18 protein-coding genes and 1 tRNA gene are annotated in these 22,846 nt (G+C 59.1%); 11 read left to right on the top strand and 8 right to left on the bottom strand.

Features of this window, described 5'->3' with window-relative positions; all coding sequences use genetic code 11:
* Nucleotides 1–76 precede the first annotated feature (76 nt).
* A complete protein-coding gene (locus SIC14_RS16100) occupies nt 77–1,030 on the top strand; it encodes a radical SAM protein (RefSeq protein WP_412562927.1) in 954 nt (317 codons plus the stop codon).
* Nucleotides 1,031–1,123: 93 nt separating this feature from the next.
* Here the strand turns inward: SIC14_RS16100 and SIC14_RS16095 are convergent, their stop codons facing one another.
* The gene (locus SIC14_RS16095) at nt 1,124–2,197 is read right to left on the bottom strand and encodes an anhydro-N-acetylmuramic acid kinase (RefSeq protein WP_412565884.1); all 1,074 of its coding nucleotides are present in this window, start codon (nt 2,195–2,197) and stop codon (nt 1,124–1,126) included.
* Nucleotides 2,198–2,355: 158 nt separating this feature from the next.
* On the opposite strand from SIC14_RS16095, the gene tyrS reads away from it, so the two are divergent.
* Both tyrS and SIC14_RS16085 read left to right on the top strand, forming a co-directional pair.
* A complete protein-coding gene (gene tyrS / locus SIC14_RS16090; protein WP_412562926.1) occupies nt 2,356–3,609 on the top strand; it encodes a tyrosine--tRNA ligase in 1,254 nt (417 codons plus the stop codon).
* A 287-nt stretch (nt 3,610–3,896) separates the two neighbouring features.
* Nucleotides 3,897–4,253, top strand: coding sequence for a hypothetical protein (locus tag SIC14_RS16085; protein WP_412562925.1), 357 nt, complete (start codon nt 3,897–3,899; stop codon nt 4,251–4,253).
* A gap of 133 nt (nt 4,254–4,386) precedes the next feature.
* Here SIC14_RS16085 and SIC14_RS16080 read toward each other — a convergent pair whose 3' ends face one another.
* The 3 genes from SIC14_RS16080 to SIC14_RS16070 all read right to left on the bottom strand — a co-directional run bounded on the left by SIC14_RS16080 (nt 4,387) and on the right by SIC14_RS16070 (nt 7,793).
* A complete protein-coding gene (locus SIC14_RS16080) occupies nt 4,387–6,036 on the bottom strand; it encodes a U32 family peptidase (protein ID WP_412562924.1) in 1,650 nt (549 codons plus the stop codon).
* 87 nt (nt 6,037–6,123) lie between these two features.
* Entirely contained in the window at nt 6,124–7,248 is a 1,125-nt protein-coding gene (gene aroB, locus SIC14_RS16075) for a 3-dehydroquinate synthase (protein WP_412562923.1), read from the bottom strand.
* Nucleotides 7,245–7,793 (bottom strand): shikimate kinase, encoded by a 549-nt coding sequence (locus tag SIC14_RS16070; protein ID WP_412562922.1) that lies wholly within the window; start codon nt 7,791–7,793, stop codon nt 7,245–7,247. Before SIC14_RS16070 ends, aroB begins: the two co-directional genes overlap by 4 nt.
* A gap of 119 nt (nt 7,794–7,912) precedes the next feature.
* Between SIC14_RS16070 and SIC14_RS16065 the strand changes: the two genes are divergently transcribed.
* The 5 genes from SIC14_RS16065 (at nt 7,913) to SIC14_RS16045 (ending at nt 12,495) form a co-directional block, all read left to right on the top strand.
* Nucleotides 7,913–8,062, top strand: coding sequence for a hypothetical protein (locus SIC14_RS16065; protein ID WP_412562921.1), 150 nt, complete (start codon nt 7,913–7,915; stop codon nt 8,060–8,062).
* Nucleotides 8,052–9,593, top strand: a complete 1,542-nt coding sequence (locus SIC14_RS16060) for a hypothetical protein (RefSeq protein WP_412562920.1) — start codon at nt 8,052–8,054, stop codon at nt 9,591–9,593. The genes SIC14_RS16065 and SIC14_RS16060 overlap by 11 nt, the downstream gene beginning before the upstream one ends.
* 1 nt (nt 9,594) lies before the next feature.
* Entirely contained in the window at nt 9,595–10,530 is a 936-nt protein-coding gene (locus SIC14_RS16055; protein ID WP_412562919.1) for a site-specific tyrosine recombinase XerD, read from the top strand.
* 79 nt (nt 10,531–10,609) lie between these two features.
* Complete coding sequence (locus tag SIC14_RS16050) at nt 10,610–11,911, top strand: HlyC/CorC family transporter (RefSeq protein WP_412562918.1); 1,302 nt, start codon at nt 10,610–10,612, stop codon at nt 11,909–11,911.
* A complete protein-coding gene (locus SIC14_RS16045) occupies nt 11,908–12,495 on the top strand; it encodes an NTP transferase domain-containing protein (protein ID WP_412562917.1) in 588 nt (195 codons plus the stop codon). Before SIC14_RS16050 ends, SIC14_RS16045 begins: the two co-directional genes overlap by 4 nt.
* Before the next feature lie 84 nt (nt 12,496–12,579).
* Here the strand turns inward: SIC14_RS16045 and SIC14_RS16040 are convergent, their stop codons facing one another.
* Both SIC14_RS16040 and SIC14_RS16035 read right to left on the bottom strand, forming a co-directional pair.
* Nucleotides 12,580–15,324: a Hint domain-containing protein gene (locus SIC14_RS16040; RefSeq protein WP_412562916.1), complete on the bottom strand. Its 2,745-nt coding sequence runs from the start codon at nt 15,322–15,324 to the stop codon at nt 12,580–12,582.
* A gap of 444 nt (nt 15,325–15,768) precedes the next feature.
* Nucleotides 15,769–18,036 (bottom strand): Hint domain-containing protein, encoded by a 2,268-nt coding sequence (locus tag SIC14_RS16035; RefSeq protein ID WP_412562915.1) that lies wholly within the window; start codon nt 18,034–18,036, stop codon nt 15,769–15,771.
* A 948-nt stretch (nt 18,037–18,984) separates the two neighbouring features.
* On the opposite strand from SIC14_RS16035, the gene SIC14_RS16030 reads away from it, so the two are divergent.
* Nucleotides 18,985–19,578 (top strand): hypothetical protein, encoded by a 594-nt coding sequence (locus tag SIC14_RS16030; protein ID WP_412562914.1) that lies wholly within the window; start codon nt 18,985–18,987, stop codon nt 19,576–19,578.
* A 175-nt stretch (nt 19,579–19,753) separates the two neighbouring features.
* On the opposite strand, the gene SIC14_RS16025 is transcribed toward SIC14_RS16030, so the two are convergent.
* Nucleotides 19,754–19,839, bottom strand: a tRNA-Leu gene (locus SIC14_RS16025).
* Between the two features lie 210 nt (nt 19,840–20,049).
* On the opposite strand from SIC14_RS16025, the gene SIC14_RS16020 reads away from it, so the two are divergent.
* Nucleotides 20,050–20,628 (top strand): YqaA family protein, encoded by a 579-nt coding sequence (locus SIC14_RS16020; protein WP_412562913.1) that lies wholly within the window; start codon nt 20,050–20,052, stop codon nt 20,626–20,628.
* Entirely contained in the window at nt 20,625–21,092 is a 468-nt protein-coding gene (locus tag SIC14_RS16015) for a disulfide bond formation protein B (RefSeq protein WP_412562912.1), read from the top strand. Before SIC14_RS16020 ends, SIC14_RS16015 begins: the two co-directional genes overlap by 4 nt.
* 83 nt (nt 21,093–21,175) lie before the next feature.
* On the opposite strand, the gene SIC14_RS16010 is transcribed toward SIC14_RS16015, so the two are convergent.
* Nucleotides 21,176–22,642: a methyl-accepting chemotaxis protein gene (locus tag SIC14_RS16010; protein WP_412562911.1), complete on the bottom strand. Its 1,467-nt coding sequence runs from the start codon at nt 22,640–22,642 to the stop codon at nt 21,176–21,178.
* Nucleotides 22,643–22,846 lie beyond the last annotated feature (204 nt).

The following is a 22,846-nucleotide window of genomic DNA, read 5'->3' as shown; positions in this document are numbered from 1 at the left end:
ACCTTTTTGTGCCCCCCCCTTTTCGCCAGCGCGGCGCAGCGCTAATGTCCGGTGCAGTCACAGGCAAGAGGGTGATATGAAGGATTCTCAAGCACTTACCGCAAATCAGGGCAAGTTCATCGATCCGATGGTCACCGCTGACGGCCAGACCCGTGCCCATGTCCCGCTTAGCCGTCCTGAGACGCTGTGGTTTAATACCGGTACGCTCTGCAATATCACCTGTGCCAATTGCTACATCGAAAGCTCGCCCACAAACGATTCACTGGTTTACCTCACCGTGGCCGAGGTTGAGGACTATCTGGACCAGCTGGAAGGCCGGCAATGGAAGGTCCGTGAAATCGCCTTTACCGGCGGTGAACCCTTCATGAATCCCGATATGATCGCGATGACGGAGGCGGCCCTGAAACGCGGCTATGAGGTTTTGATCCTGACCAATGCCATGCTGCCGATGATGCGGCGACGGGTGAAAGACGGGCTGGTGCGGCTGAACGCAACCTTCCCCACCAAACTGACCCTGCGGGTCTCGCTGGATCACTGGGATGTTGCCTCACATGACGCAGAACGCGGCAAGGGTGCTTTTGAGAAATCTCTGATCGGGATGGATTTCCTGCGCGACAGCGGCATTCAGATGGCGGTTGCGGGCCGTGCGCTTTGGCACGAGAGCGACGCCGCCGCAAGGGATGGCTACCGCGCCCTATTTGAGGCACGCGGTTATGACATCGACGCCAGCAACCCCGGCCAATGTGTGCTGTTTCCTGAAATGGACATGAGCGCCGAAGTGCCCGAAATCACCGAAGCCTGCTGGGGCATCCTCAACAAGACGCCCGACAGCGTGATGTGCGCCTCTTCGCGGATGGTTGTGAAGCGCAAAGGCGCTGACAGCGCCACTGTTTTGAGCTGCACGCTACTGCCCTATGACGCCCAGTTTGAAATGGGCCGCACGTTGGAAGAGGCCGAAGCGCCGGTACAGTTGAACCACCCCCATTGCGCCAAGTTCTGCGTGTTGGGCGGGGCCAGCTGCTCTGCCTGATCGCTTCACAACGATGGGATGAGCGCCGTAGGGGCTTTGCCCCTCGCCCCTGCGTGGCTCACCCCAGGATATTTTGACCAAGAAGAACGCGCGTCACGCCGGATTGTTGGCGGGATAGCTTACCGTGCCGCCCCCGACGAGGGCTGAAACCCCCGTGGTTTCAGGGCTGGAGGTCGGCAAACCTTTGGCAACGCGGATCGCCAGATAGGCAAAGGCCTGCGCTTCCAGCATATCGCCATCCAGACCCACCATCTCTACCGGTTTGACCGCACAATCAAGGCTGGCCTCAAGCATTTGCATCATCACTGGATTGTGCCGCCCGCCGCCTGTGACCAACAGTTGATGCGGGCGTGTCGGGCAATGATCCAGCGCCAGCATCACCGCCGTGGCCGCCATGCCGGTCATCGTGGCGGCGGCATCGCCATCGTCAAGTTCGCGCACCAGATCCAGCATGTCGGCAAAGGCATCGCGGTCCAGGGACTTGGGCGGGATTTTGGGAAAATAAGGATCGTCAAGAAACAGTTCCAGCGCCCCTTCGACCACTTCGCCCTGTGCTGCCAGCGCGCCGTCTTTGTCATAGGCCTGACCCCGGCGCTGTTGCAGCAGATCATTCAGCGGCGCATTTGCCGGACCGGTGTCAAAGGCCAGTAACGCACCGGGCTCTTCTGGCGTGGATTTGCGCGGATCGACCCAGGTGATATTGCCGACGCCGCCCAGGTTCAGGAAAGCCAGCGGTTCTGTGGCACCGATCCATTTGGCACAGGCGAAGTGGAAAAACGGCGCCAGCGGCGCGCCCTGCCCGCCCAGTTCCACATCCGAGCTGCGAAAATCCCAGACCACAGGTTTGCCCAGTCTGGCTGCCAAAGCCGCGCCGTCGCCAGCCTGATGGGTGCCACGCCCGCCGGGATCATGAGCCAAGGTCTGGCCGTGAAAGCCGATCAGCTCTGCACCCTCAAAACCAGCCAACACCTCTTCATGGGCCTGCTCACACAGCGCAGCCACCTGGGCCACCTCTGGTGCGTCTTGCCAACAGCCGAGCCCAGACCGCAGAACCGCCTGTTCCTGCGCGGAATACGCCCGGTAGCCACTGTCACCAAAGGCCAGAATCTCTTGCCCGTCGCTTTGCAACATGGCGGCATCTACCCCATCCAACGAGGTCCCCGACATTGCCCCAAGCGCCCAGATCGGCGCGGATTTATCCAGCCTCTGCGTCACAGCCCCAGCCCCTTCACAACAAAACCCCTAACAGGTTGCAAATTCACACCTTCCCCCTTGGCAGGATGCAGCTTATACACACGGGCGCAAAGCTGTAAGGGACAAAAGCAATGACCTACCACCCCAAATCGGAATTCATGCGTGTCATGATGGAGCGCGGCTTTATCGCCGACTGCACCGATTATCAGGCACTTGACGAAGCGCTCTGCGACGGTGTGGTTCCCGCCTATATCGGCTTTGATGCAACGGCAAAATCGCTGCATGTTGGCTCGCTCATTCAGATCATGATGCTGCGCTGGCTGCAGAAAACCGGCCACAAACCGATCACCCTGATGGGGGGCGGCACCACCAAGGTGGGTGACCCGTCGTTCCGTGCGGATGAACGTCCGCTGCTGGATGAGGCCGCAATCAACGACAATATCAGCGGCATCAAGCAGGTCTTTGCCAAATACATCGACTATTCGGATGCCGACAACGGCGCCTTGATGCTGAACAACGCCGAATGGCTTGACGGGCTCAACTACCTCGAGTTCCTGCGTGACATTGGCCGCCACTTCTCGGTCAATCGGATGCTGAGCTTTGAATCGGTGAAATCGCGCATCGACCGCGAACAGTCGCTGAGCTTCCTTGAGTTCAACTACATGATCCTGCAGGCCTATGACTTCCTCGAGTTGAACCGCCGTTACGGCTGCCTGCTGCAGATGGGTGGCTCGGACCAATGGGGCAATATCGTCAACGGCATCGACCTGACGCGCCGGGTGATCGACAATCAGATCTTTGGCCTGACCTCGCCGCTGCTGACCACCTCGGAAGGCAAGAAAATGGGCAAATCGGCGGATGGGGCTGTCTGGCTCAACGCCGATATGCGCAGCCCGTATGAGTTCTGGCAGTTCTGGCGCAACACCACCGACGCCGACGTGGGCCGTTTCCTGAAGCTCTACACCGAACTGCCGGTCGAAGAATGTGACCGCCTTGGCGCGCTGGAAGGTCAGGAGATCAACGATGCCAAAGTGATCCTTGCCAATGAGGTGACCACCCTGTGCCACGGTGCAGAAGCAGCTGCCGCGGCAGAGGCAACCGCGCGTGAGGTCTTTGAAAAAGGCGGCGTCGGTGATGACCTGCCCACGCTGGAGCTCTCCGCCGCGGATCTGGGCGATGGCATCTCCATCGTGCAGCTGATCGTGAAATCGGGCCTCGCCAAATCCGGCAAAGACGCCAAACGCCTGATCAAGGAAAACGGCGCCAAGCTGGACGATGAAAACCTGACCGATGCAGGCCTGATGGTCGACGCCGCCAAACTGGCGCAGCCGATCAAGCTGTCCGCCGGCAAAAAACGCCACGCGCTGGTGAAATTGGCCGACTAAGCGGCCGGAACGTTCGAGAATTGGGAACGCCCGCGCCTTGGATGGTGTGGGCGTTTTTTTGTTTGTGCCTGGAACGAGGTGATAACTGTTGTCGAGACTTCGCTGTTAACAAACGCGAAGCGGTCGAAGGATGAACTCGTTGCGGCTGCGCCAATGTCGGCTTTACGAAACGCAATTTGTAAAGACTGGTGTAACGCTGCCAACATTCTTACAAAGTACGAGGATGCAGTAATTTCCCAAAACCGCAGCTAGACGCACCAACAATTTGACCAAGACGGTGATTGGCCATGTTCAAAGTACTTCATGCAGACCTACACATTGGTGACACCGACCTGGCAGGGGGCGGTGATCCTCCTATGGGGTGCGCCGAGGGTGAATTTCAACCAACTGACAGCTTTACGACGTTCCAAACATCTGTGCTGCCGCAAGTCCAAGATGAACAGGATTACAAAATTTGGAATGGTTTGATTTTGAAGATGGAAGATGGGCGCCAAGTTGAGTGTGTTGATGTTACTTTGCATCTCGTTGAATTCGGTGACAATGGCACCGAAGTATTCGTGGATGCACTTGGCGTGAGCGAACCGCCCTACGAAACGCTATTCCCGCAGCACATTGAAGCCTACGAAAATCAATTCAAAGCATAGTGACTGAGGTGATTCAGCAGAGGCAACTTGATCCATTTTTTGGGGCTATTCTTGAAAACAGGGACGTTTGTGCGACCTGCAGCATCTTACGCCTAGGGCTCAAAGTCGGCATTAACAGCCACGCGAATGTGACCTACTCCGCCACCGGCAATTTCAACGCTTTGGCCTCAGCCCGGCTCAATTGTGCGCCCTGTTTGCGGGTTAGCAATTCCTCGCGTGCTTTTTCGTACTGCGGGTCCTGCCAGAACATCAGGCAGCCATTGCAGCCACGGCCGCAGCAGCCTTCGACGCCGACGCGGTTGGTTTTGTGCCGGCGTTCCGCGGCCCCCTCCCCGATGGCATCAACCAGCTTGTCGCGTGACCGGTCATAGGCTTTGGGGCGATCTTTGCCCGAGGCCTCGATCCCCTGCACCACCTTATCCAGCTTGATCCGCGCCCATTGCTCCTCCGTCAGGGCGCGTTCTTTGCGCATCACGGTATATTCCGGAAACTGCGCGCGCAGCCAATCCGTATCCTCATGATCAAACAGAGCAAAGGGCACCCGGATCACCGTCTTGGTGGAGCCATGAATGACCTCTTTGCGCGCGCCTGTCGCGGCCTCCTCAAACTCATACATCCGCAACAGAACCGTGTCCCGCGCGATGGGCGAGACGAACTCCAACACATCGCCCGCTTCCAGCTTATTTTTGACCTCGATCAGGATGCCCTCCGCCTCCACCCCGACAACGACACCGGCGTATTCCCATTGGGCAATGGCAGCGGTGTGTTCATAATTATGTGCGTGATTGGTAAGCCGCCCTTCGTGGAAGGCCAGCGTGTAGCCACGGTTCCCGACGGTTTCCAGCTCATCCATATAGGGTTTGGGATCCCAGCCCGCGGGGTCGTCATAATAGGCATCAATCGCCATGCGGTAGGCGCGGGCCACAATGGCACAGTAGTATTCGGATTTGCCGCGCCCTTCGACTTTCAGGCAGTCCACGCCGATCTTCAGATAGTCGTCCAGCTTCGGCATGATGCACAGGTCGCGCGAGTTCATGATGTAGCTGCCCCGCCCATCCTCTTCGATCGGCATCAGCTCACCGGGGCGGCAGCCCTCTTCGAGTAAAAATTCAAACATATCAGCGTTGTCCGGCGTGATATTCAGGTCCTCAACCGTGCCGTCCTTGAGCCGCATCCGCACCTGATAATTCCAGCGGCAGGAATTGGCGCAATTGCCTTGGTTGGCGCCGCGCTCGGCCATGAAATTGCTCAACAGGCAGCGCCCCGAATAGGTCATGCACATGGCGCCATGCACAAAAGCCTCCAGCTTCACATCCGGGCATTTTTCGCGGATCTCGGCCAGTTCGGGATAGGACACTTCACGCGCCAGAACCACCAAAGCAGCGCCCTGATCCTGCCAGAAATCGACCGACAGCCAAGAACAGACATTGGCCTGGGTTGAGATATGCAGCGGGATCTCCGGAGCGTGTTTCTTAACATAGGTAAACACACCGGGATCCGCGATGATCAACCCGTCCGGCTGAACCCTGCGGATGGTTTCGATATACTCATCCAGCTTCGGCACGTCTTTGTTGTGGCTGAACAGGTTCAGCGTCAGATAGGCGCGTTTGCCGTGGGCGTGGCAAAACGCGACGCCTTCGATCACCTCTTCCAGCGAAAACTGCGATTTGGTGCGCAGGCTCATGTCCGGCGTGCCGAGGTAAACGGCATCAGCGCCATAGAGCACTGCCATTTTCAACTTGCGCAGATTGCCTGCCGGCATCAGCAGTTCGGAACGTCTCATCTGGGCCTCTCCTTGCGGGACAAGAGGGCCTGATAAACGAATTTCAGCCAGAGAAAACAGGTGTTTTCCCTGTATCTTTTGGCAGGATTACCGCGCCGCGAGCGCTTCGCTCAGCACGGCTTTCACCACGTCGCGATCCACATCCGCCGTGACAAAAGCCTGACCGATGCCACGCGCCATTATGAAGTTGATCTTACCGTCCTGCACCTTCTTGTCCTGGCTCATCAGACCCATCAGCGCCTCTGCATCGGGCAGATCGCCGGGGATGTCCTTCAGGTCCACCTTCATGCCCATGCGCGACAGATGTTCGCGCACGCGACTGGGATCTTCCTGGCTGCACAGGCCCATGCGAGAGGACACCTCAAATGCCAGAGCACAGCCGATGGCGACCCCTTCGCCGTGCAGCAAGCGGTCGGAATAGCCGGTCGCCGCCTCCAGCGCGTGGCAGAAGGTGTGGCCTAGGTTCAACAAGGCGCGGTCGCCTTGTTCTGTCTCATCCCGCGCGACAATCTCGGCCTTCATCTCGACCGAGCGTTTCACCGCATAGATCCGTTTGGCCATGTCACCAGCGGCAGCGTCTTCGGCATTGGCTTCCAGCCAGTCGAAGAAAGCCGCATCGCCCAGCAGGCCGTATTTCACCACCTCGCCGTAACCGGCAAGAAAATCCCGTTTGGTCAGCGTGCCCAGCACCTCTGTATCGGCCAGTACCAGCGAGGGCTGATGGAAGGCACCGATCAGGTTTTTGCCCTGTGGTGCATTGATGCCGGTTTTGCCGCCAACCGAACTGTCCACCTGCGCCAGCAAGCTGGTTGGGATCTGCACAAACCGCACCCCGCGCCGCATCACGGCGGCTGCAAAACCCACCAAATCGCCGATCACACCACCGCCAAAGGCGATGACGACATCGTTGCGCTCCACCTTTTCCGCCAGCAGCCATTCAACCGTGCGTTCGAAATGCGGCCAGCTCTTTGTTGCCTCGCCCGCCGGCAACGCCAGAGAAACCATTTCAATATCAACCGCTTGCAGGCCTTTCCTCAGGGCCTCCAGATGCAACCCAGCGACGTTTTCATCGCTGACCACAGCCACCCGTTTGCGCCGCAACAAGGGTGCAATCAACGTCCCTGCTTGTGCCAGTAGGCCGGGCCCAACCAGCACATCATAGGCGCGATCGCCTAATGGAACGTGAACAGCTTCAACATTTGCGGCACTCATTTCGGCACCTCCAATACGTCAGGGCGTGTTCCCAGCGCCTCGACCACCTTGTCGCGGGTCATTTCTATGGAATAATTCGGCTGCACCCCGACACGCAGGTCCGCCATGGCGTAAATAGGCGCGCGGGTTTCGTAGATTTCCGAAAGGGTTGCAAAGGGATCTTCGGTGCGCAGCAAGGGTCGTGTGTCCTTGTGTTTCACCCGGTTCCACAGCAGTTGCAGATCCGCATTCAGACAGACAGCCACCCCTTTGTCCGCAATCATGGCGCGGTTGCGTTCGGCCAGAAAGGCACCGCCGCCAGTGGACAGCACGCAGGGTTCGGCACTCAGCAGGCGTTCGATCACCTGACTTTCCTTGTCACGGAAAAACGGTTCGCCATCGCGGCTGAAAATTTCGGCAATTTCCATATTCGCCGCCGCCACAATCTCGGCGTCCGAATCCAAAAACGGCACCCCAAGTTTGGCCGCCAACGCCTTGCCAACAGCCGTTTTTCCGGCCCCCATCATGCCGACCAGCACAACGGTTTTCTTCAGTTTCCACGCCATGATGCCCCGCCCTTCGGCCAACCTCTGCCGTTTTTTCGATTTCCTGTCTGAATGACGTGATCTTGGGCAAAAGGCCAGTTATAAGTGAAAGAAAATGATCAACAACGGGCAGTAGGACTATGGGGCGTCTGATTAAATGGCTTTTCATCTTGGCGGTTTTGGGCGCTGTGGCGCTGGTGGCTTATGCCTATATCGGGCCATGGCTGGGGGCGGATTTTTCGCCGGAACAACGTGAGATTCGACAACAGGTGACGCTGGATGCCGGCTAAACGCGCCAGATTGGCACAGGCGACGTCACTCCTCGCGGTGCTGGCAAGTGGCGCACTGGCCGAAGAGCCGCTTTCGGCCATCGACTGGCTGACCGATCCGGTTGAGGCCCCGCTGATTGATCCCGATCGCCTGTCAGAGCCCCCCGTGACCGAAAGCGCTACAACGCCCGACGTTGCAGTTGCACCTTTGGGCGAGGTCCAGAACGATGCGGTTGGGCTGCTGTCGTCGAAAGTCACCGGCTTGCCGCCGGATCTTTGGGCTTATTCGCAGACCGACAGCCTGCAAGAGCTGATCCGGGCGCAGAAATTAACCGCTCTGCCGGCGATGCAGTCTTTGTTTTACACGTTGTTGCTGGCCGAGGCCGAAGCGCCGGCAGATGCCACGGACCAGAGTCTGCTGCTGCAGGCCCGTCTGGATGCGCTGCTGTCTTTGGGCGCGGTGGAAGCGGTGCAAGCCCTGCTGGATCGCACGGGGGCCGATGAAAAACCGCTGTTTGCGCGATGGTTTGATGCCACGCTGCTGACCGGTGATGAAAACCTTGCCTGCGCCAAGCTGATGCGCGCGCCGCATCTCGCACCTTCTTATGCGGCGCGGGTGTTCTGCACCGCCCGAACAGGCGATTGGTCCACGGCGGCGCTGACATTGGGCACCGGCAAAGCCTTGGGATTGGTGAGCGATCAGGAAATGGCGCTGCTGCAGCTGTTCCTGGATCCCGAATTGTTTGAGGGTGAGCCGCTGCCGCATCCGCCGGTACGGCCCTCGCCATTGGTGTTCCGCCTGCGCGAAGCCGTGGGCGAATCCCTGCCCACCGCACCGCTCCCGCGGGCCTTTGCGGTGGCGGACCTGCGTGGCACTGTCGGCTGGAAGGCCAAGATCGAGGCCGCAGAACGTCTGGCGCAGACCGGCTCTTTGGCCCCGAACCGCCTGCTTGGAATTTACTCGGAACGTCTGCCCGCCGCCTCGGGTGGCATCTGGGACCGGATCGATGCGGTGCAGCGGTTTGATATTGCCCTGAAGGCCCGCGATGGCAATGCCGTGGCGCGTACCCTGCCCAAGGCGTTCACCGCCATGAAGGTGGCGCGTCTGGAGGTGCCATTTGCCAAGCTTTACGCTGAGGATCTAATGACGCTGCCCTTGACGGGTGAAGCAGCTGCCCTGGCCTATCATGTGGCGTTGTTGTCGCCCCTTTACGAACAGGCCGCACAGAAGCTGGGCCCCGGCCTGCCCGATCAGGCCTTCCTGACGGCGCTTGCCGTTGGCGAACCGGGCGCGGTGCAAACCTCCGATCCGCGGCAGCGTGCGGTTGTCGAAGGGTTTGCCGATCTGGCGCTGCCCGCACAGTTTGAGCCCGATATGTCAGAACGCCGTCTGGGCGAGGTGATCCTGCGGGCAATGCTGCTTTATCAACGGGCCATCGCCGGGGAACTACATGAATTGCCCAAGGCCCTGGCAACTTTCCGCGCCTTGGGGCTGGAAGACACCGCCCGGCAGGCGGCGCTACAGGCCCTGTTGTTGCAACGGGGCAGTTGAGATGCAGATGTTGCATTGGATCTCGGCCTTTCTGGAAGCGCAGGTGGCCGAGCTGGGCGCCTCGGAAAACACCCGCATGGCCTATGCCCGTGATCTGCGCGACTTCACCGAATGGCTGGACCGGGCGGGGGCGGATTTTGAAACCGTGACACGGGATCAGATCGAAAGCTATCTGATCGACTGCGAGGCCCAGGGGCTGGCGCGCTCTACCCGTGCGCGGCGATTGTCTTCGATCAAGCAGTTGTTTCGATTTGCCTTTGAGGAAGGTTGGCGCGCCGATAACCCCGCCATTCAGATTGCCGGACCGGGCAAGGACAAGAAACTGCCCAAAACGCTCAGCGAAGCAGAGGTTGACCGCCTGCTCAACGCTGCTCGAAGCCACGGCCGGACCGACGCGGAACAGCTACGCAACACCTGCCTGATGCAAGTGCTCTACGCCACCGGAATGCGGGTGACCGAACTGGTGTCCCTGCCCGTCAGCGCCGCCCGCGGTGATCCACGGGTGTTGCTGATCTCGGGCAAGGGCGGCAAGGAACGGATGGTGCCGCTGTCGCCGCCAGCCCGCGTGGCCCTCGCAGAATGGCTGCTGGAACGGGACGAAGCGGAGGAGGTCGGGCGGCTGGAGGGCAAACCCGTCAGTCGCTTTCTCTTCCCCAGTCGGGGCAAGCTGGGCCATCTGACCCGCCACCGTTTCTTTCAGCTGATCAAAGACCTGGCGGTTGAAGGCGGCGTCTCTCCCGAAAAAGTCACGCCGCACACGCTGCGCCACGCTTTCGCCACCCACCTCCTGGCCAATGGCGCCGATCTGCGTGCCATCCAGACCCTGCTGGGCCATGCAGATCTGGCAACAACCGAGATTTACACCCATGTGCTGGACGAACGGCTGAAAGAGCTGGTGCTGGAACACCACCCGCTGGCGCAAAGCGACGGTTCCTGAGCGCAGGCTCTTGAACCAAACGCCGCCGCCCCCCATAACCCATTGCAACAGATGAAGACTGGGGACAGGACCCGATAGAATGGAAAGCACAGGCCTAACAATTGACAGCGCGTTTTGGATCACCACCGGGTCGATCCTCTTGCTTCTGGTGCTGTCTGGCTTCTTCTCGGGCTCGGAAACCGCTCTGACCGCCGCCTCCCGTGGCAAGCTGCGCACGCAGGCCGACAAAGGCTCGCGCGGGGCGGCCCGCGCGCTGCGCATCACCGAAGACAATGAACGGCTGATCGGGTCGGTGCTCTTGGGCAACAACCTGGTCAACATACTGGCCACCTCCCTGGCCACCGCCCTGTTCACCCGTCTCTTTGGCGAAAGCGGCGTGGCACTGGCGACGCTGGTGATGACCCTTCTGGTGCTGATCTTCGCCGAGGTGCTGCCCAAAACCTACGCCATCACCAATCCCGAAAGCGCCGCCGCCAAAGCCTCGCCGGTTATTCAACTGGTGATCACCGTCTTTGCCCCTGTGGTCAGCGCAGTGCGGATGCTGGTGCGCCTTGTGCTGCGCCTCTTCGGCGTGAAAACCGACCCTGACAGCCATATCCTTGCGGTGCGCGAAGAGATCGCTGGCGCCCTGCAGCTGGGACGCTCAGAAGGGGTGGTGGAAAAAGAGGACCGCGACCGGATCCTTGGCGCGTTGGACTTGTCGGACCGCGCCGTGGAAGAGATCATGCTCCACCGCAGCCAGATCGAGATGGTAAACGCCGATGAGGATCCCGAAGCCATCGTGGCGCAATGTATGGAAAGCAACCACACCCGGCTGCCGGTGTTCAAAGATGATCCCGACAACATCATCGGGGTGGTCCACGCCAAAGAGCTGCTGCGCGCCATCCACAAACACGCCTTCGACAGCAAAGCCGGTGGGTTGAAAGGCTTCGACATCCGTACCGTCGCTACACCGCCCTATTTTGTGCCGGACACCACCACACTGGACGACCAGATGCGCCAGTTCCTGCGCCGCCGCACCCATTTTGCGTTGGTGGTGGATGAATATGGCTCGCTCGAAGGTCTGATCACGCTGGAAGACATCCTGGAAGAGATCGTCGGCGAAATCACCGATGAATATGACGCTGACGCCGACCATATGGTGCAGAAAACCAAAGACGGCCAGTTTGTGGTCGACGGCGCCATGACCATCCGTGACCTGAACCGCGCCTTGGAATGGGATCTGCCGGATGAAGAGGCCAATACCATTGCCGGTCTGGTGATCCATGAGGCCCAGATGATCCCCACTGTGGGACAGGCCTTCTCCTTCCACGGTTTCCAGTTCCGCGTCACCGGCCGCAAAGACAACCGTGTCACCAAGCTGAAAATCGGCAAACTGTGAAACCCGCCATCTTGATCCTTGCCGCTGGTGGCTCCACCCGTATGGGCGCAGGTCGGGACAAACTGGCGGAACAGGTGGACGGCCTCCCCCTTCTCAGCCGCATTGCAGATCGCGCTTTGGCCACCGGTCTGCAGGTTTTCACCTGCCTGCCGGATCTCACCCATCCCCGCTTTGCACTGCTGCCAAAGGCCGTCACCGCCATCCCTGTGCCAGAGGCGGCAGAGGGCATGGGCGCCTCGCTCAGAACCGGTATCAGCGCCCTGCCCGCCGATATCACCGATGTGATGATCCTGCCCGCCGACATGCCCGATCTGACAACTGAGGATCTGCAAACCGTCCTGGCCGCCCACCAAACAGACCAGATCACCCGCGCGACCACCGCAGACGGCACCCCCGGCCATCCGGTGATCTTCCCGCGCCGCCTCTTTGCAGCGCTGCAAATCCTGCAGGGCGACACTGGCGCGCGTTCTGTCTTAAAGGCAAGCCAGCGCCACATCACTTTGGTGCCGCTGCCCGCAGAACACGCGCTCACCGACCTCGACACACCCGAGGCCTGGGCTGCGTGGCGCGCGAGACAGCGCTAATTCTTCTTGGCAGAAATATCCTGGGGTGAGAGGCGCAGCCTCGAGGGGCAAAGCCCCTCTTCCACCGCATTTTTGATCGATTGCTCAGGTGCCAAACAACACGCGCGTTTCTTGCCCCGACAGGGTTGGACGCGCGGCCGTATAGCTGTGCGCGGTCTCGGCCAGTTCTGGAAACAGCACCAGCAATTCGGCGCGCTGCGCCTGATCCATGCCAGCCAGCGTCATGTCACCGGGCTGAAAACTCTCACTCCAGGCGCCATCGCCCAGCACCAGTTGATGGCGGTCAAACATGAAGTGGATATAGGACACCTCTTTCACGTCCATCTGCTCCACCCCGTCCAGACAGGTCAACTGCACCGCAGGGACAAAGACCTCATCCTCGCCAAACCACAGCGCCACCTTGCCCCCCGAAATCAGCATCCGGTGCTGCGGTGAAACGGTAAGGTCACGAACGGGCAGACCGTCGCCCAAGGCACCGGCCTTGATCCGTACGGGGCGCAGCGCAGGGGTTGCGGTCAATTCCGCGGCGGTCAGATCCCGCCGCCCAATCCAGCGGATAGGTTGAAACCGGTCATCCCGCGTCATCACCCGATCACCCACCTTCAATTCCGCCGCCGGCATTTCGCCAAGAAAGGTCAGGATTTGGCTGTCAGGGGTAAAGCACGGCACATGCAGGACTTTTTCAATGTCGCTGAACCGCAGCGTTGCCCCGTTGCCCCAGGTCACCGTGCCGGACTCCGCGTCGTCTTCGTCATAGGTGATGGTGGCGGGACCGTAGATTTCCAACCGGTCGCCCAGATCTTCGCCCTCAGAACCGCCATCGATGGTCAGCTCGGCGCCGGGTTCCAGCGTTTCGCGATTGATGTCGAAGCGGTCGTCGCCAGCCCCGCCAAAAGCAATGTCACCGGCCCCGATATAGAAGTTATCTTCGCCGTCATTGCCTTCCAGCCAGCTGTCGCCGCCGCCGCCCACAAGGCTGTCGTTGCCGTCGCCCCCGATCAGCGTGTCGTTGCCTGCACCACCGATCATACTGTCATTGTCATCGCCGCCAATCAGGTAGTCGTCACCCGCACCACCGTCCAAAGTGTCCGCGCCCGCTTCGCCGCGCAGCAGATCGTTGCCTGCCCCCGCCGAAACGTGATCGTCGCCTGCGCCTGCTTCGATCACATCATCATTGGGACCGGCCCCGGCAGCAATGGCATCGTCGCCATCCACCCGGTCGCCATCGGGATCGCCAATGTAGTCCGTGTCGATCACATCGGCCTCATCGGTGCCCGAAACCACCCCGTCCAGACCTGGTACCGGCGGGGCCTCTGCACCACCAGGCAGGCCAATAGCCTTTTGCACAAGGTCGCTCAGATCCGACAGGGCAACCCCAACCAGCTTCAGGCTTTCGCCTTTTGCGAAGATCAAAACCGCGTGGCCCGCGTCATCCGCATCCAGACGCACATCCCCCGCCCCCAGCGGATTGCCATCCTCATCGGTCATGCCCGACAAGTCGAGCCGGTCAAATACGGTGTAACTTCCGTCGCCGTTCTCTTCGGGCAGGCGGAAACCGGTCACGCTGTCGCTGCCGCCAAAGTCCGAGATTTTCACGGTATCGTTGCCAGAGCCCAGCAACAGTTGCTCCACATCCTCGAAGCTGGCGGTCGAGGTACCATCGCTCAACGTGCCGCGGCCCGCCTGATTGGCACCCAGATCAATGGTCAGATCGTCCGTGATGGCTGTCAGGTCCAAGACGTCGCCGCTGACCTCATCCACCCCTTCCATCAGGATGGTGTCATTGCCGAAGTCATTCTCCATCCGGATGGTATCGTCACCATAGCCGGACCAGATGTAATCGTCGCCGGTGCCGCCTTCCATCAGCTCATTGCCGAAAGACCCCCGCATCCAGTCATTGCCCGCGCCGCCGATCAACGTGTCATCGCCACGGTCGCCGTTCATCCAGTCGTCACCGTCGCCGCCTTCGACGTAATCGTTGCCATCATAGGCCTCAACGCTGTCATTGCCGCTGCCACCAAGGACCGAGTCATTGCCCGAGCCGCCCCAGATCGCATCATGCCCTGTGCCACCGTCGATGGTGTCATTGTCACGGCCACCTTCCAGCCGGTCATCGCCCGCGCCGCCCTCGATCAGATCGTTGCCTGCACCCGCCACAACGGTGTCATTGCCGGCGCCCGCACGGATGACGTCATCGTCAGACCCATCTGCCGCATCTGCATTGTCGATTTGATCGCCGTCCGGGTCGCCCAGATAGCCGCTGACGATCTCATCGTCGCCCTGGGTGCCTTCAACAACAAAGGCCTCACCGGTTGCGCCCTGATAAAGGAAATTTGCCGAGGAGAGATTGAAGATGCCATTGCCCAGTTCCGGCACGGCGCCAATGCTGCCGTCACCGTTCAGGTCCATGTTCAGCTGATGCGCCAGATCCAGATCACCATCTGCATAGGTCGCGTCGCTGTTCGGTGCCAGCAGCGTTTCCTGCAACACGGGCGCGCCCGCATCGACGGAGGTCAGACCGGCAAGATCGACAACCAGATAGCTGTCGCCCATTGCCTCCGGCCCCGTTGCGACGCTGGCTGTGCCGCTGTAGTTGAACTGCACGGTGCCGCTGAGGTAGTCCTCATAAGTCGCATAAACCCTTGCGCCGGTCAGCGTGGTGCCATTGGTAAACTCGCCGTTTGCCGCCGCATCTTGGACATCAAACACCACCACCTGCGAGCCAGTGAAAACCGCATCCCCTCCGGTGACGGAAAGGATACCACCCGCAAACGCCAGATCGGGGTCAGACAACAGGTCGTTGCCGTACAGAATAAAGCTTCCGTTCATGCCGTGCCCCCCGCCTGTGTAACGGCAAGAGAGGCCACAACAGCACAAAGACCGCAGCGCGCTGCGGTGTCTTTCATCGTTGGTTCTGGCATAAGTCTCTGCTCGTTATGGGTCATGCCTATACATCCGTATACGGCCCGAAACCTCTTCATTTAAGGCAACAGGTGTAGATTTACGGTGTCATATAGCCAGAGCAATGCGGCGAGACTTGGACCGCAAACGGGCAATTGACCTGGCAGCAGTCAATCCCTGTGAATTGAAGATTTTCAACGCCTTATTAGACAACTTTAAACAGAAAAACGCCGCCCCGATGTAGAATGTGGCACCCCAGAGGGGTCCATTCCACGTCAGAGCGGCGCGAGATTGGGAAAAGGAACAGCCCCCTATTCCTTTTCCAGCGCGAGCCCGATCCCCATCAGCCTCGCGCGCTGCAAACCTGAAAGGTTAGCGCTTGAGGGTCAGGATCTGCGCCTCGTGCTTTTTCAGCGAGCGACGGGCGGCATGGTAGTTTTCCAGACCTTCTTTTTCTTTCAGTTCCGGGAACAGGGTCAGGATTTCCTCACGCTGCTCACGACCGATGCCCTTGAGGGTGTAATCGCCCGGGTGGAAGCTTTCGGTCCAGGAGCCATCCGACAGAACCACTTCGTGCTGGTCGAACATGAAGTGAATGTAGGTGGTGCCCACCACGTTCACTTTGTGGATACCGTCCAGACCCACCAGATGTTTGGCCGAGGCCAGAACTTCGGTTTCGTCGAAGTAGAGGTTCACCTTCTCGTTGGTAACCAGAACGCGGTGGTTCGGCGACACCATCATGTCACGCTCAGGCAGGCCGTTGCCCAGCGAACCCTTGCGCACCAGAACCGGCTGCAGGCTGGGCTGACGCGCCAGATCGATGCCGTTCATGCGCTTCTGGCCAACCCAGCGAATTTCCTGGATGCCGTTGTCGCGGGTGATGATCTTGTCACCTTCGCGCAGCTCTTCGACACGACGCTGGCCTTTCGGCGTTGCGATCAGCGAGCCCGGGGTAAAGCAGGGCACGATTTCTTCGATGTTGGTGAAGGTCGAGGTGCCAGTGACTTCGCCTTCGTCGCCCAGGAATTCGATGGTGCCGTCAAAGCCGTTGCCATCGCTGTCGGTGACAACATCCACCAGACGGAACGCGCCCGCATCGGTCAGATCCAGCGTATCCCAGTCGTCGCCTTCTGAACCACCGGCGATCACGTCGCCTGCGGTTGCGCCAACGATGCTGTCACGATCTGCACCACCCGAGATTTCGTCGGCGCCTGCGCCACCATAAAGCTCGTCGTTGCCGTCGCCACCAATCACGGTGTCTTCGCCTTCGCCACCGTAGATGGTGTCTTCGTCGATCTGACCATCCAGATAGTCGTTGCCGGTGCCGCCTGCGATTTCATCATCGTCGTCGGCGCCGTAAACGGTGTCGTTGCCGGAACCCGCGTTGATCACGTCCATGCCGTTGTTCGGCACCAGATCGGTTTCATCGGGAATGTTAACCGCATCCGGGAAGATCGGGTCCAGACCACCGTAGATCAGGTCATCACCCGAACCACCGTTGATGGTGTCAGAGCCTTCACCACCGATGATGGTGTCGGCGCCGCTGTTGCCTTCGATGTCATCCGCGTCGATGCCACCGTCGATCAGGTCGTCACCTGCGCCACCCACAATGGTGTCGGCGTCGTCACCGGTCGAAATGGTGTCATCCCCGATGCCGCCATCAACATAGTCACGGTCGTTGTTGGGATCATCATCCGACGGGTAAATGTCGGGGTAGCCCAGATCCGGCAGCGCACCGTCCAGAGCACCGGGGCCGGAAACGATCAGGTCGTCGCCCTCTTCCCCCATGATCGAGTCGTTGCCGTCGCCGCCTTCGATGTCATCATCACCCAGACCGGCCAGAACGGTGTCGTCGCCTTCCAGCGCACGGATCACGTCGTCATTGTCTTCGTTTTCCGGGAAGATGTTGTCTTCGGCGTCAACCATGTCACCGTCGTTGTCGCCGGTGTAATCCACGTCGATCACATCGTCGCCTTCGGTGCCCCAGACAATCCCGTCACGCTCGGGCTCGGGGTCGGTCACGTCAACGGTTTCAAAGTGAACGTCGCTGACAAAGGCGCGCTGTGCACCTTCACCGGTGTTTTCATACATGATTTCAACACGGGAGATCGGGCCAGCGATCTCAACCAGGGCCGAGGCTTCAGCGTCGGTGACTTCCCAGGAGGCCTGACCACCCATCACATTGTCAGCGCCCGCTACCACGTCTGCGCCCGGGGTGATGGTGACCGGCACCATGTTGCCGTCCGCGTCATAAGCCACGATGGTGATGCCATCGAGGTGGATGCCGCCTTCGTTGTTCGGATCGGTCAGCGCGTCGATGTCGTTCAGACGGAAGCTGACATTTTGAACGTCGTCGGTGTACAGCTCGGAACTCGACGAGAAATCCATGCTCAGGGTCGAAGTGGCTTCGCTGCCCTCAGCAGCGCCACCAGCACCCAACAGCTTGACCGAGGAGTTCGGATCAAAATCTTCACCGTCACCGACATAGGTGTCGATGTTCATTGTGTAGGCTTCGGCGCCTTCATCCTGAGCGGTGAAGCCGACCTCTACGTTCACACCGCCGGTATCAACAGTTGTCGTGCCGCCCAGGGCTGTGCCGTAGGAGCCAAACAGGGACCAATCGAGAACCAAATCAGCCATAATTACCCTCTTTCACGTTACGATGGGGCGCGCCCCATACCGCGGTTGCGGTGACATCCCTCGGCTTCCCGGCCAAGACACATCCAGTGCCAATCTCATATTCGTGCAAGAAGAAGGCGGCAGCCAAATCTTTACCGGCCCGATGCCTGCGATAGACATCAGGTGGGGCACCGCGCGTTATGACCAAGCAGATAGGTCACGCGGCTATTGCCACACATTCCTCGGAATGCACTCGTTATTTTCGATGGCCGCCCCCGCAGCCAGCAGACGTCGCCCCCCAGTTGGGCTTATCTATACATACTTAAGTAACCGGCTCAGACAAAGGGATGATGCAAGCGTTTTCGCCAAATTTTCGTCTAAATTCGTCAATTTGCCGCGATTGCGCGGGGCGTATTGGGTCAGAAACCGCGCCAAATAACGCGGGAAATTTTCCGCATTATGGAAAAATTCACCCCCACTCGCCTAAAACTCATGCAATTGGCGCTAGAAGTGCAATCTGGAATTGAATGACTGTTTCCCATTCACGAACAGCCGCCTGACCAAAGGTTCTGTCAAATTATTGCCGCAGGTTTCGACGAATTCCACCAGATTGTTCTCAAAAACCCGCCAATTCCAAGCTTTTCCGCGCGATTGACCATGCTCGGCCCGCTTGATTGCGTTCAAATTTCGGCAAAACCGTCGAATCAACGGACCCGAATCGTGGCAGAATCAGGTCCAAAGCCCCCTCCAACCCCACCGCCACTGTCAAAAGTGGAGGGACCATGACGAAAGAGTGTCCCAATTTTCGTCGACTCCAGAGTTCACTCATTCAGCCCCCTACCTGAGCTGGAACATGCATCGGTGCAACACTTCGAAGCGCAAGCCACATCCCCACGGCTCAAAATGCAGTTGACGTTGACAACAATACTCGACCGTTCTTTATGGCCTCGGAAAGAGGAACTTAAGAACATGAATAAATTGAAATTTTCCGCCCTCGTTGTTGCTGCAACCTGCGTTGCGGGTTCGGTTTCCGCAGAGAGTGACGCCTACTTCGGTGGTGCTTTTGGCGCCCTGTCCAGCACCAGCTCCTCGGGCATTGCCTCCGCGACAATGGGAGGCGACAAAACGCTTGGCGTTCTCGTTGGCTACCGACGCGCTATCAGCGACACCAAAAGCCTGGGCGTGGAAGCGGGCCTCGACCTGTCGGAAGGCACCCTGATGAGCTACGGCGGCACAAACGCCTGTTCCGATACATCTCCCGACTGGTGCCGTGTTGAAAAGATCGCGCGTGTGCGTGGTGTCTACACGACCCAAATGCAGGAAGGCCTCGATTTCATCGCAATGGCCGGTTTTGCCTTTGCACAGGGCGTCGCTGAAGACGGCCCAGGCGTTTACGCCAACAGCACTGCACGCGGATTTTCACTGAGCATCGGCACCGAAGCCGCCACCGACCTCGGCACACTCCGGTTCGAGTTCACCTATGACCGCCTGAACAACGTTCGTCCAAACGAATATGACAAGAGCCTCAAACTGTTCTCAATGAAGACCAGCTTGCTGTTCTGATCCCGGGCCGGACATTCGATCTGTAATGAATATCAAAGGGGCGGCAACGCCCCTTTTTTTGACGCGACGCATCGATGAAACGAAATGTGCATGCGGTCGGTACACAGTGAATTCCCGCTAAGTGGATCGCTGCTAGAAAGTCAGGAGTTGCGGTGCTTCAGACACTTGTCCAAAGTGGTACCCAAGGCCGGACTCGAACCGGCACGCCATCGCTGGCGGGGGATTTTGAATCCCCTGCGTCTACCATTCCGCCACTTGGGCACTGCGGATGGGTTTATCGCCCCCTCCAACAGAGGTCCAGAGCCAAAGCGCAGAATTTCCAGCAAAATGTTGCCCAACCCTGTGGGCAAGGCCAGCAGGTTCCCACAAGTTTGTGAGCCAATTGCTAAACCAGTTGACCCGCCTTTAAAGTCATGGCGTAACAGGACCCCATAAGCTGGCATCAAAGCCAGCCAGATACAGGGACAGGCGATGCTGCAGAGACTTTACGACTGGACGATGGCGTTGGCCGATCATCCACGGGCGCTTTGGGCGCTGTTCCTAATTTCCTTTATCGAAGCCTCAGTCTTTCCGATCCCGCCGGATGTCCTGATGATCGCCATGGTTCTGGCGGCCCCCCAGCGCGCCTGGCTGATTGCGCTCACCGCTCTGGTCGGTTCAGTCCTTGGCGGGCTGGCGGGCTACGGTATCGGTGCCTTCTTCTACGAAGGCCTGGGCAAACCCATCCTGGAGGCCTTGGGCAAAGCAGACGCCATAGGCGAGTTCAACACCCGTTTCAACGAGTTTGGCTTCTGGCCAGTGCTCATTGCCGGGCTGACCCCCTTCCCGTTCAAGGTCATCACCATCATGTCGGGTTGGACCGGCCTGCCGCTGATGACCTTTGTCATCACCTCCATCATCGCCCGCGGCTTGCGTTTCTTCATCGTCGCTGCGCTGCTGTGGAAATTCGGAGCCCCAATCCGTGCCTTCATCGAGAAACGTCTGGGGCTGATGTTCATTCTCTTTATCGTCATCCTGGCTGGCGGTTTCTATCTGGTGAAATTCCTATGATCCAATCTCTTGACCGTCGCACATTGATCGGATTGGCCACGCTGGGCTCGATGGCGCTTTTGGGCGGCGCCTTCTTCTTTCAGTTCCTTGGCTATGCGCCGTGTAAAATGTGCCTGTGGCAACGCTGGCCCCATGCGGCCGCCATTGTGATCGGCGGCGCGGCCATGGTGCTGGGCGGCGAACGCCTGCTGGCTTTGCTAGGCGGCGGTGCAGCCCTGATCACCGGCGGCATTGGCGCCTATCACACCGGGGTTGAGCGCGGCTGGTGGGAAGGCCCCACCAGCTGTTCCGGCGGCGGCAACGGGCTGGACATGGGCAATCTCCTGTCCACCACCGGCGGTGACGTGGTGATGTGTGATCAGGTGACCTGGCAATTCCTGAGCCTGTCGATGGCCAGCTGGAACGCCCTTGCGTCCTTTGCGCTTGTGGCCCTGTGGATCTTCGCGGCCACCCGCAAGTCCTAAAGCGCTTTCAATGATCTGAAATACTCCCCGCGGAGCGTCCGAACTGTGACCTCCGCGCGGAAGTTGTGGGAGCAACGCGCCCCTCACACCTTATAGGCCAGACGGATCCCGCCCCAGTGTTCGCCGTTGACATAGATTGGGGCAGAGAGGTCCTTCATCATGACATATTCGCCATCGCCCATCTGCCGGCGGTAGGCTTGCAACAGGAACGGGCGGGTGGAATTGCCCGCGGCCAGCCCCACCCGGTCATCAAAGATGCGGCGGTTGCGGCAGTAGGTCATGTTGAAATCGCTCTCACCGGGGATTTGCGGCAGAGAGAATTTCTTATTGTGTGTCGGTAGATAGCCGTCTTTGTTCACAGCGGCACAGAAAACCACATCCTCGGCAAACCCCAGCATCGCTTCCTGGAACGGTGGTAGCACCTGATCGGTGAATGTGGTGAAGCGCGCCATGACCTGCGCCGGGTCCGAGTTCGGGATCGGCATGTAATTGCGATCCATCATTTCCTGATGGCTGATCCGCCCCGCGTTGACCGCATCGCTGAAGGTTTCCGAGATGTTCTGCGCCAGCACCTGCACCGCTTCAATATACGGCGTGTCGACCGTATCAACGCCCAGACGCGACACCATGCCAGTGATGGCTTCGGCGTTTTCGGTGATATCCCGCATCGCGGTGATGGCGTCTTTCAGGTTTTCCGAACTGTCCGTCACCTTCTGCGCCAGCTGTGCGATCGATCCGCCCACCTGTCCGGTCACTTTTGAGATATCTTCCGAGGCGGATAGAATGTCGCGCTGCGCGGCTGTCATCTTGGACAGGGTTGTTGGGATCGCTTCAATCTCGGACCCGATGCCATCTGTCTGTTTGCGGATTTCTCCTGCTGTATGAACGGCTTGCTGGGCGTCCTGCATCAGGTCACGCAGCTCTTGGCTCAGCTCACCGACGGTTTCCTGAATCTCTCCGGTCGCTTCGCTGGTCAGGTTTGACAGGTCTTTGACCTCCTGCGCCACCACCATAAAGCCACGGCCATGACGGCCTGCGCGGGCTGCTTCGATGGAAGCGTTTAGCGACAATAGGTTGGTCTTGCGCGAGATATTGTCGACCTCGCCCGAAACCGTCGCCACCCGTTGCAGCGTCTCTTCCAGCACCGAGAGTTTTTCGAAGATGCCGGACACGCTGTCGATCAGACCGGTCACATCATGCACCATATGGCTCAGGCGTTTGGAGGTGTCGGTGACGGTTTCTTCGGTGTTGGAGGACATCTCAACCGCAGAGGTTGCGCTGGCCAGCACCGAACGGCTCTGTCCGGACATCTGTTCGGTTTGCGCTGCAAGCTCTTGGAAAACCTCAGCTTCTGCATTCACGCGTGCGCTGGTGTCTTCAATATCGCCGGAGGCAGAGGCCAGAGAGATCGAGAGCTTGCCGACCCGCGTTGCAATCTCGTGGATGGCGTCACGATTGTCTGCCTCCTGGGATGAAACAGACGCTTCCGTCTGTTCCTCTACGACGTTTACCGGAATTGCCTCATCTTCATTGATCGAACGAATTTCCATCTTGTCCCTCGGCACACACAACACACTCTGATTAGACCAACGGGAAACTACGGTATTCTTTTAGAAATTCCCTTAAAAACAAGGATGTTCTACCTATGGGGGCAAATAAAGCACTTGACATGCACCAAAGAAAGGGCCCCCACAAGGGGGGCCAGTTTCGCGAAATGGCACAGTCGTTACTGCCCGAATTGTTTTTGCCTGCAT

It is taken from the genome of Thalassobius sp. MITS945101 (assembly GCF_047123305.1).
Lineage (GTDB): Bacteria > Pseudomonadota > Alphaproteobacteria > Rhodobacterales > Rhodobacteraceae > Thalassobius.
This window is presented reverse-complemented; position numbering and strand designations above follow the sequence as displayed.

Coding starts and splice junctions, on each gene's coding strand:
- SIC14_RS16015 (WP_412562912.1), top strand. CDS start 20,625: ATGATCCAATCTCTTGACCGTCGCACATTGATCGGATTGGCCACGCTG.
- SIC14_RS16030 (WP_412562914.1), top strand. CDS start 18,985: ATGAATAAATTGAAATTTTCCGCCCTCGTTGTTGCTGCAACCTGCGTT.
- SIC14_RS16070 (WP_412562922.1), bottom strand. CDS start 7,793: ATGGCGTGGAAACTGAAGAAAACCGTTGTGCTGGTCGGCATGATGGGG.
- SIC14_RS16010 (WP_412562911.1), bottom strand. CDS start 22,642: ATGGAAATTCGTTCGATCAATGAAGATGAGGCAATTCCGGTAAACGTC.
- SIC14_RS16040 (WP_412562916.1), bottom strand. CDS start 15,324: ATGAACGGAAGCTTTATTCTGTACGGCAACGACCTGTTGTCTGACCCC.
- SIC14_RS16080 (WP_412562924.1), bottom strand. CDS start 6,036: ATGAGACGTTCCGAACTGCTGATGCCGGCAGGCAATCTGCGCAAGTTG.
- SIC14_RS16100 (WP_412562927.1), top strand. CDS start 77: ATGAAGGATTCTCAAGCACTTACCGCAAATCAGGGCAAGTTCATCGAT.
- SIC14_RS16020 (WP_412562913.1), top strand. CDS start 20,050: ATGCTGCAGAGACTTTACGACTGGACGATGGCGTTGGCCGATCATCCA.
- tyrS (WP_412562926.1), top strand. CDS start 2,356: ATGACCTACCACCCCAAATCGGAATTCATGCGTGTCATGATGGAGCGC.
- aroB (WP_412562923.1), bottom strand. CDS start 7,248: ATGAGTGCCGCAAATGTTGAAGCTGTTCACGTTCCATTAGGCGATCGC.
- SIC14_RS16065 (WP_412562921.1), top strand. CDS start 7,913: ATGGGGCGTCTGATTAAATGGCTTTTCATCTTGGCGGTTTTGGGCGCT.
- SIC14_RS16085 (WP_412562925.1), top strand. CDS start 3,897: ATGTTCAAAGTACTTCATGCAGACCTACACATTGGTGACACCGACCTG.
- SIC14_RS16050 (WP_412562918.1), top strand. CDS start 10,610: ATGGAAAGCACAGGCCTAACAATTGACAGCGCGTTTTGGATCACCACC.
- SIC14_RS16095 (WP_412565884.1), bottom strand. CDS start 2,197: ATGTCGGGGACCTCGTTGGATGGGGTAGATGCCGCCATGTTGCAAAGC.
- SIC14_RS16060 (WP_412562920.1), top strand. CDS start 8,052: ATGCCGGCTAAACGCGCCAGATTGGCACAGGCGACGTCACTCCTCGCG.
- SIC14_RS16035 (WP_412562915.1), bottom strand. CDS start 18,036: ATGGCTGATTTGGTTCTCGATTGGTCCCTGTTTGGCTCCTACGGCACA.
- SIC14_RS16055 (WP_412562919.1), top strand. CDS start 9,595: ATGCAGATGTTGCATTGGATCTCGGCCTTTCTGGAAGCGCAGGTGGCC.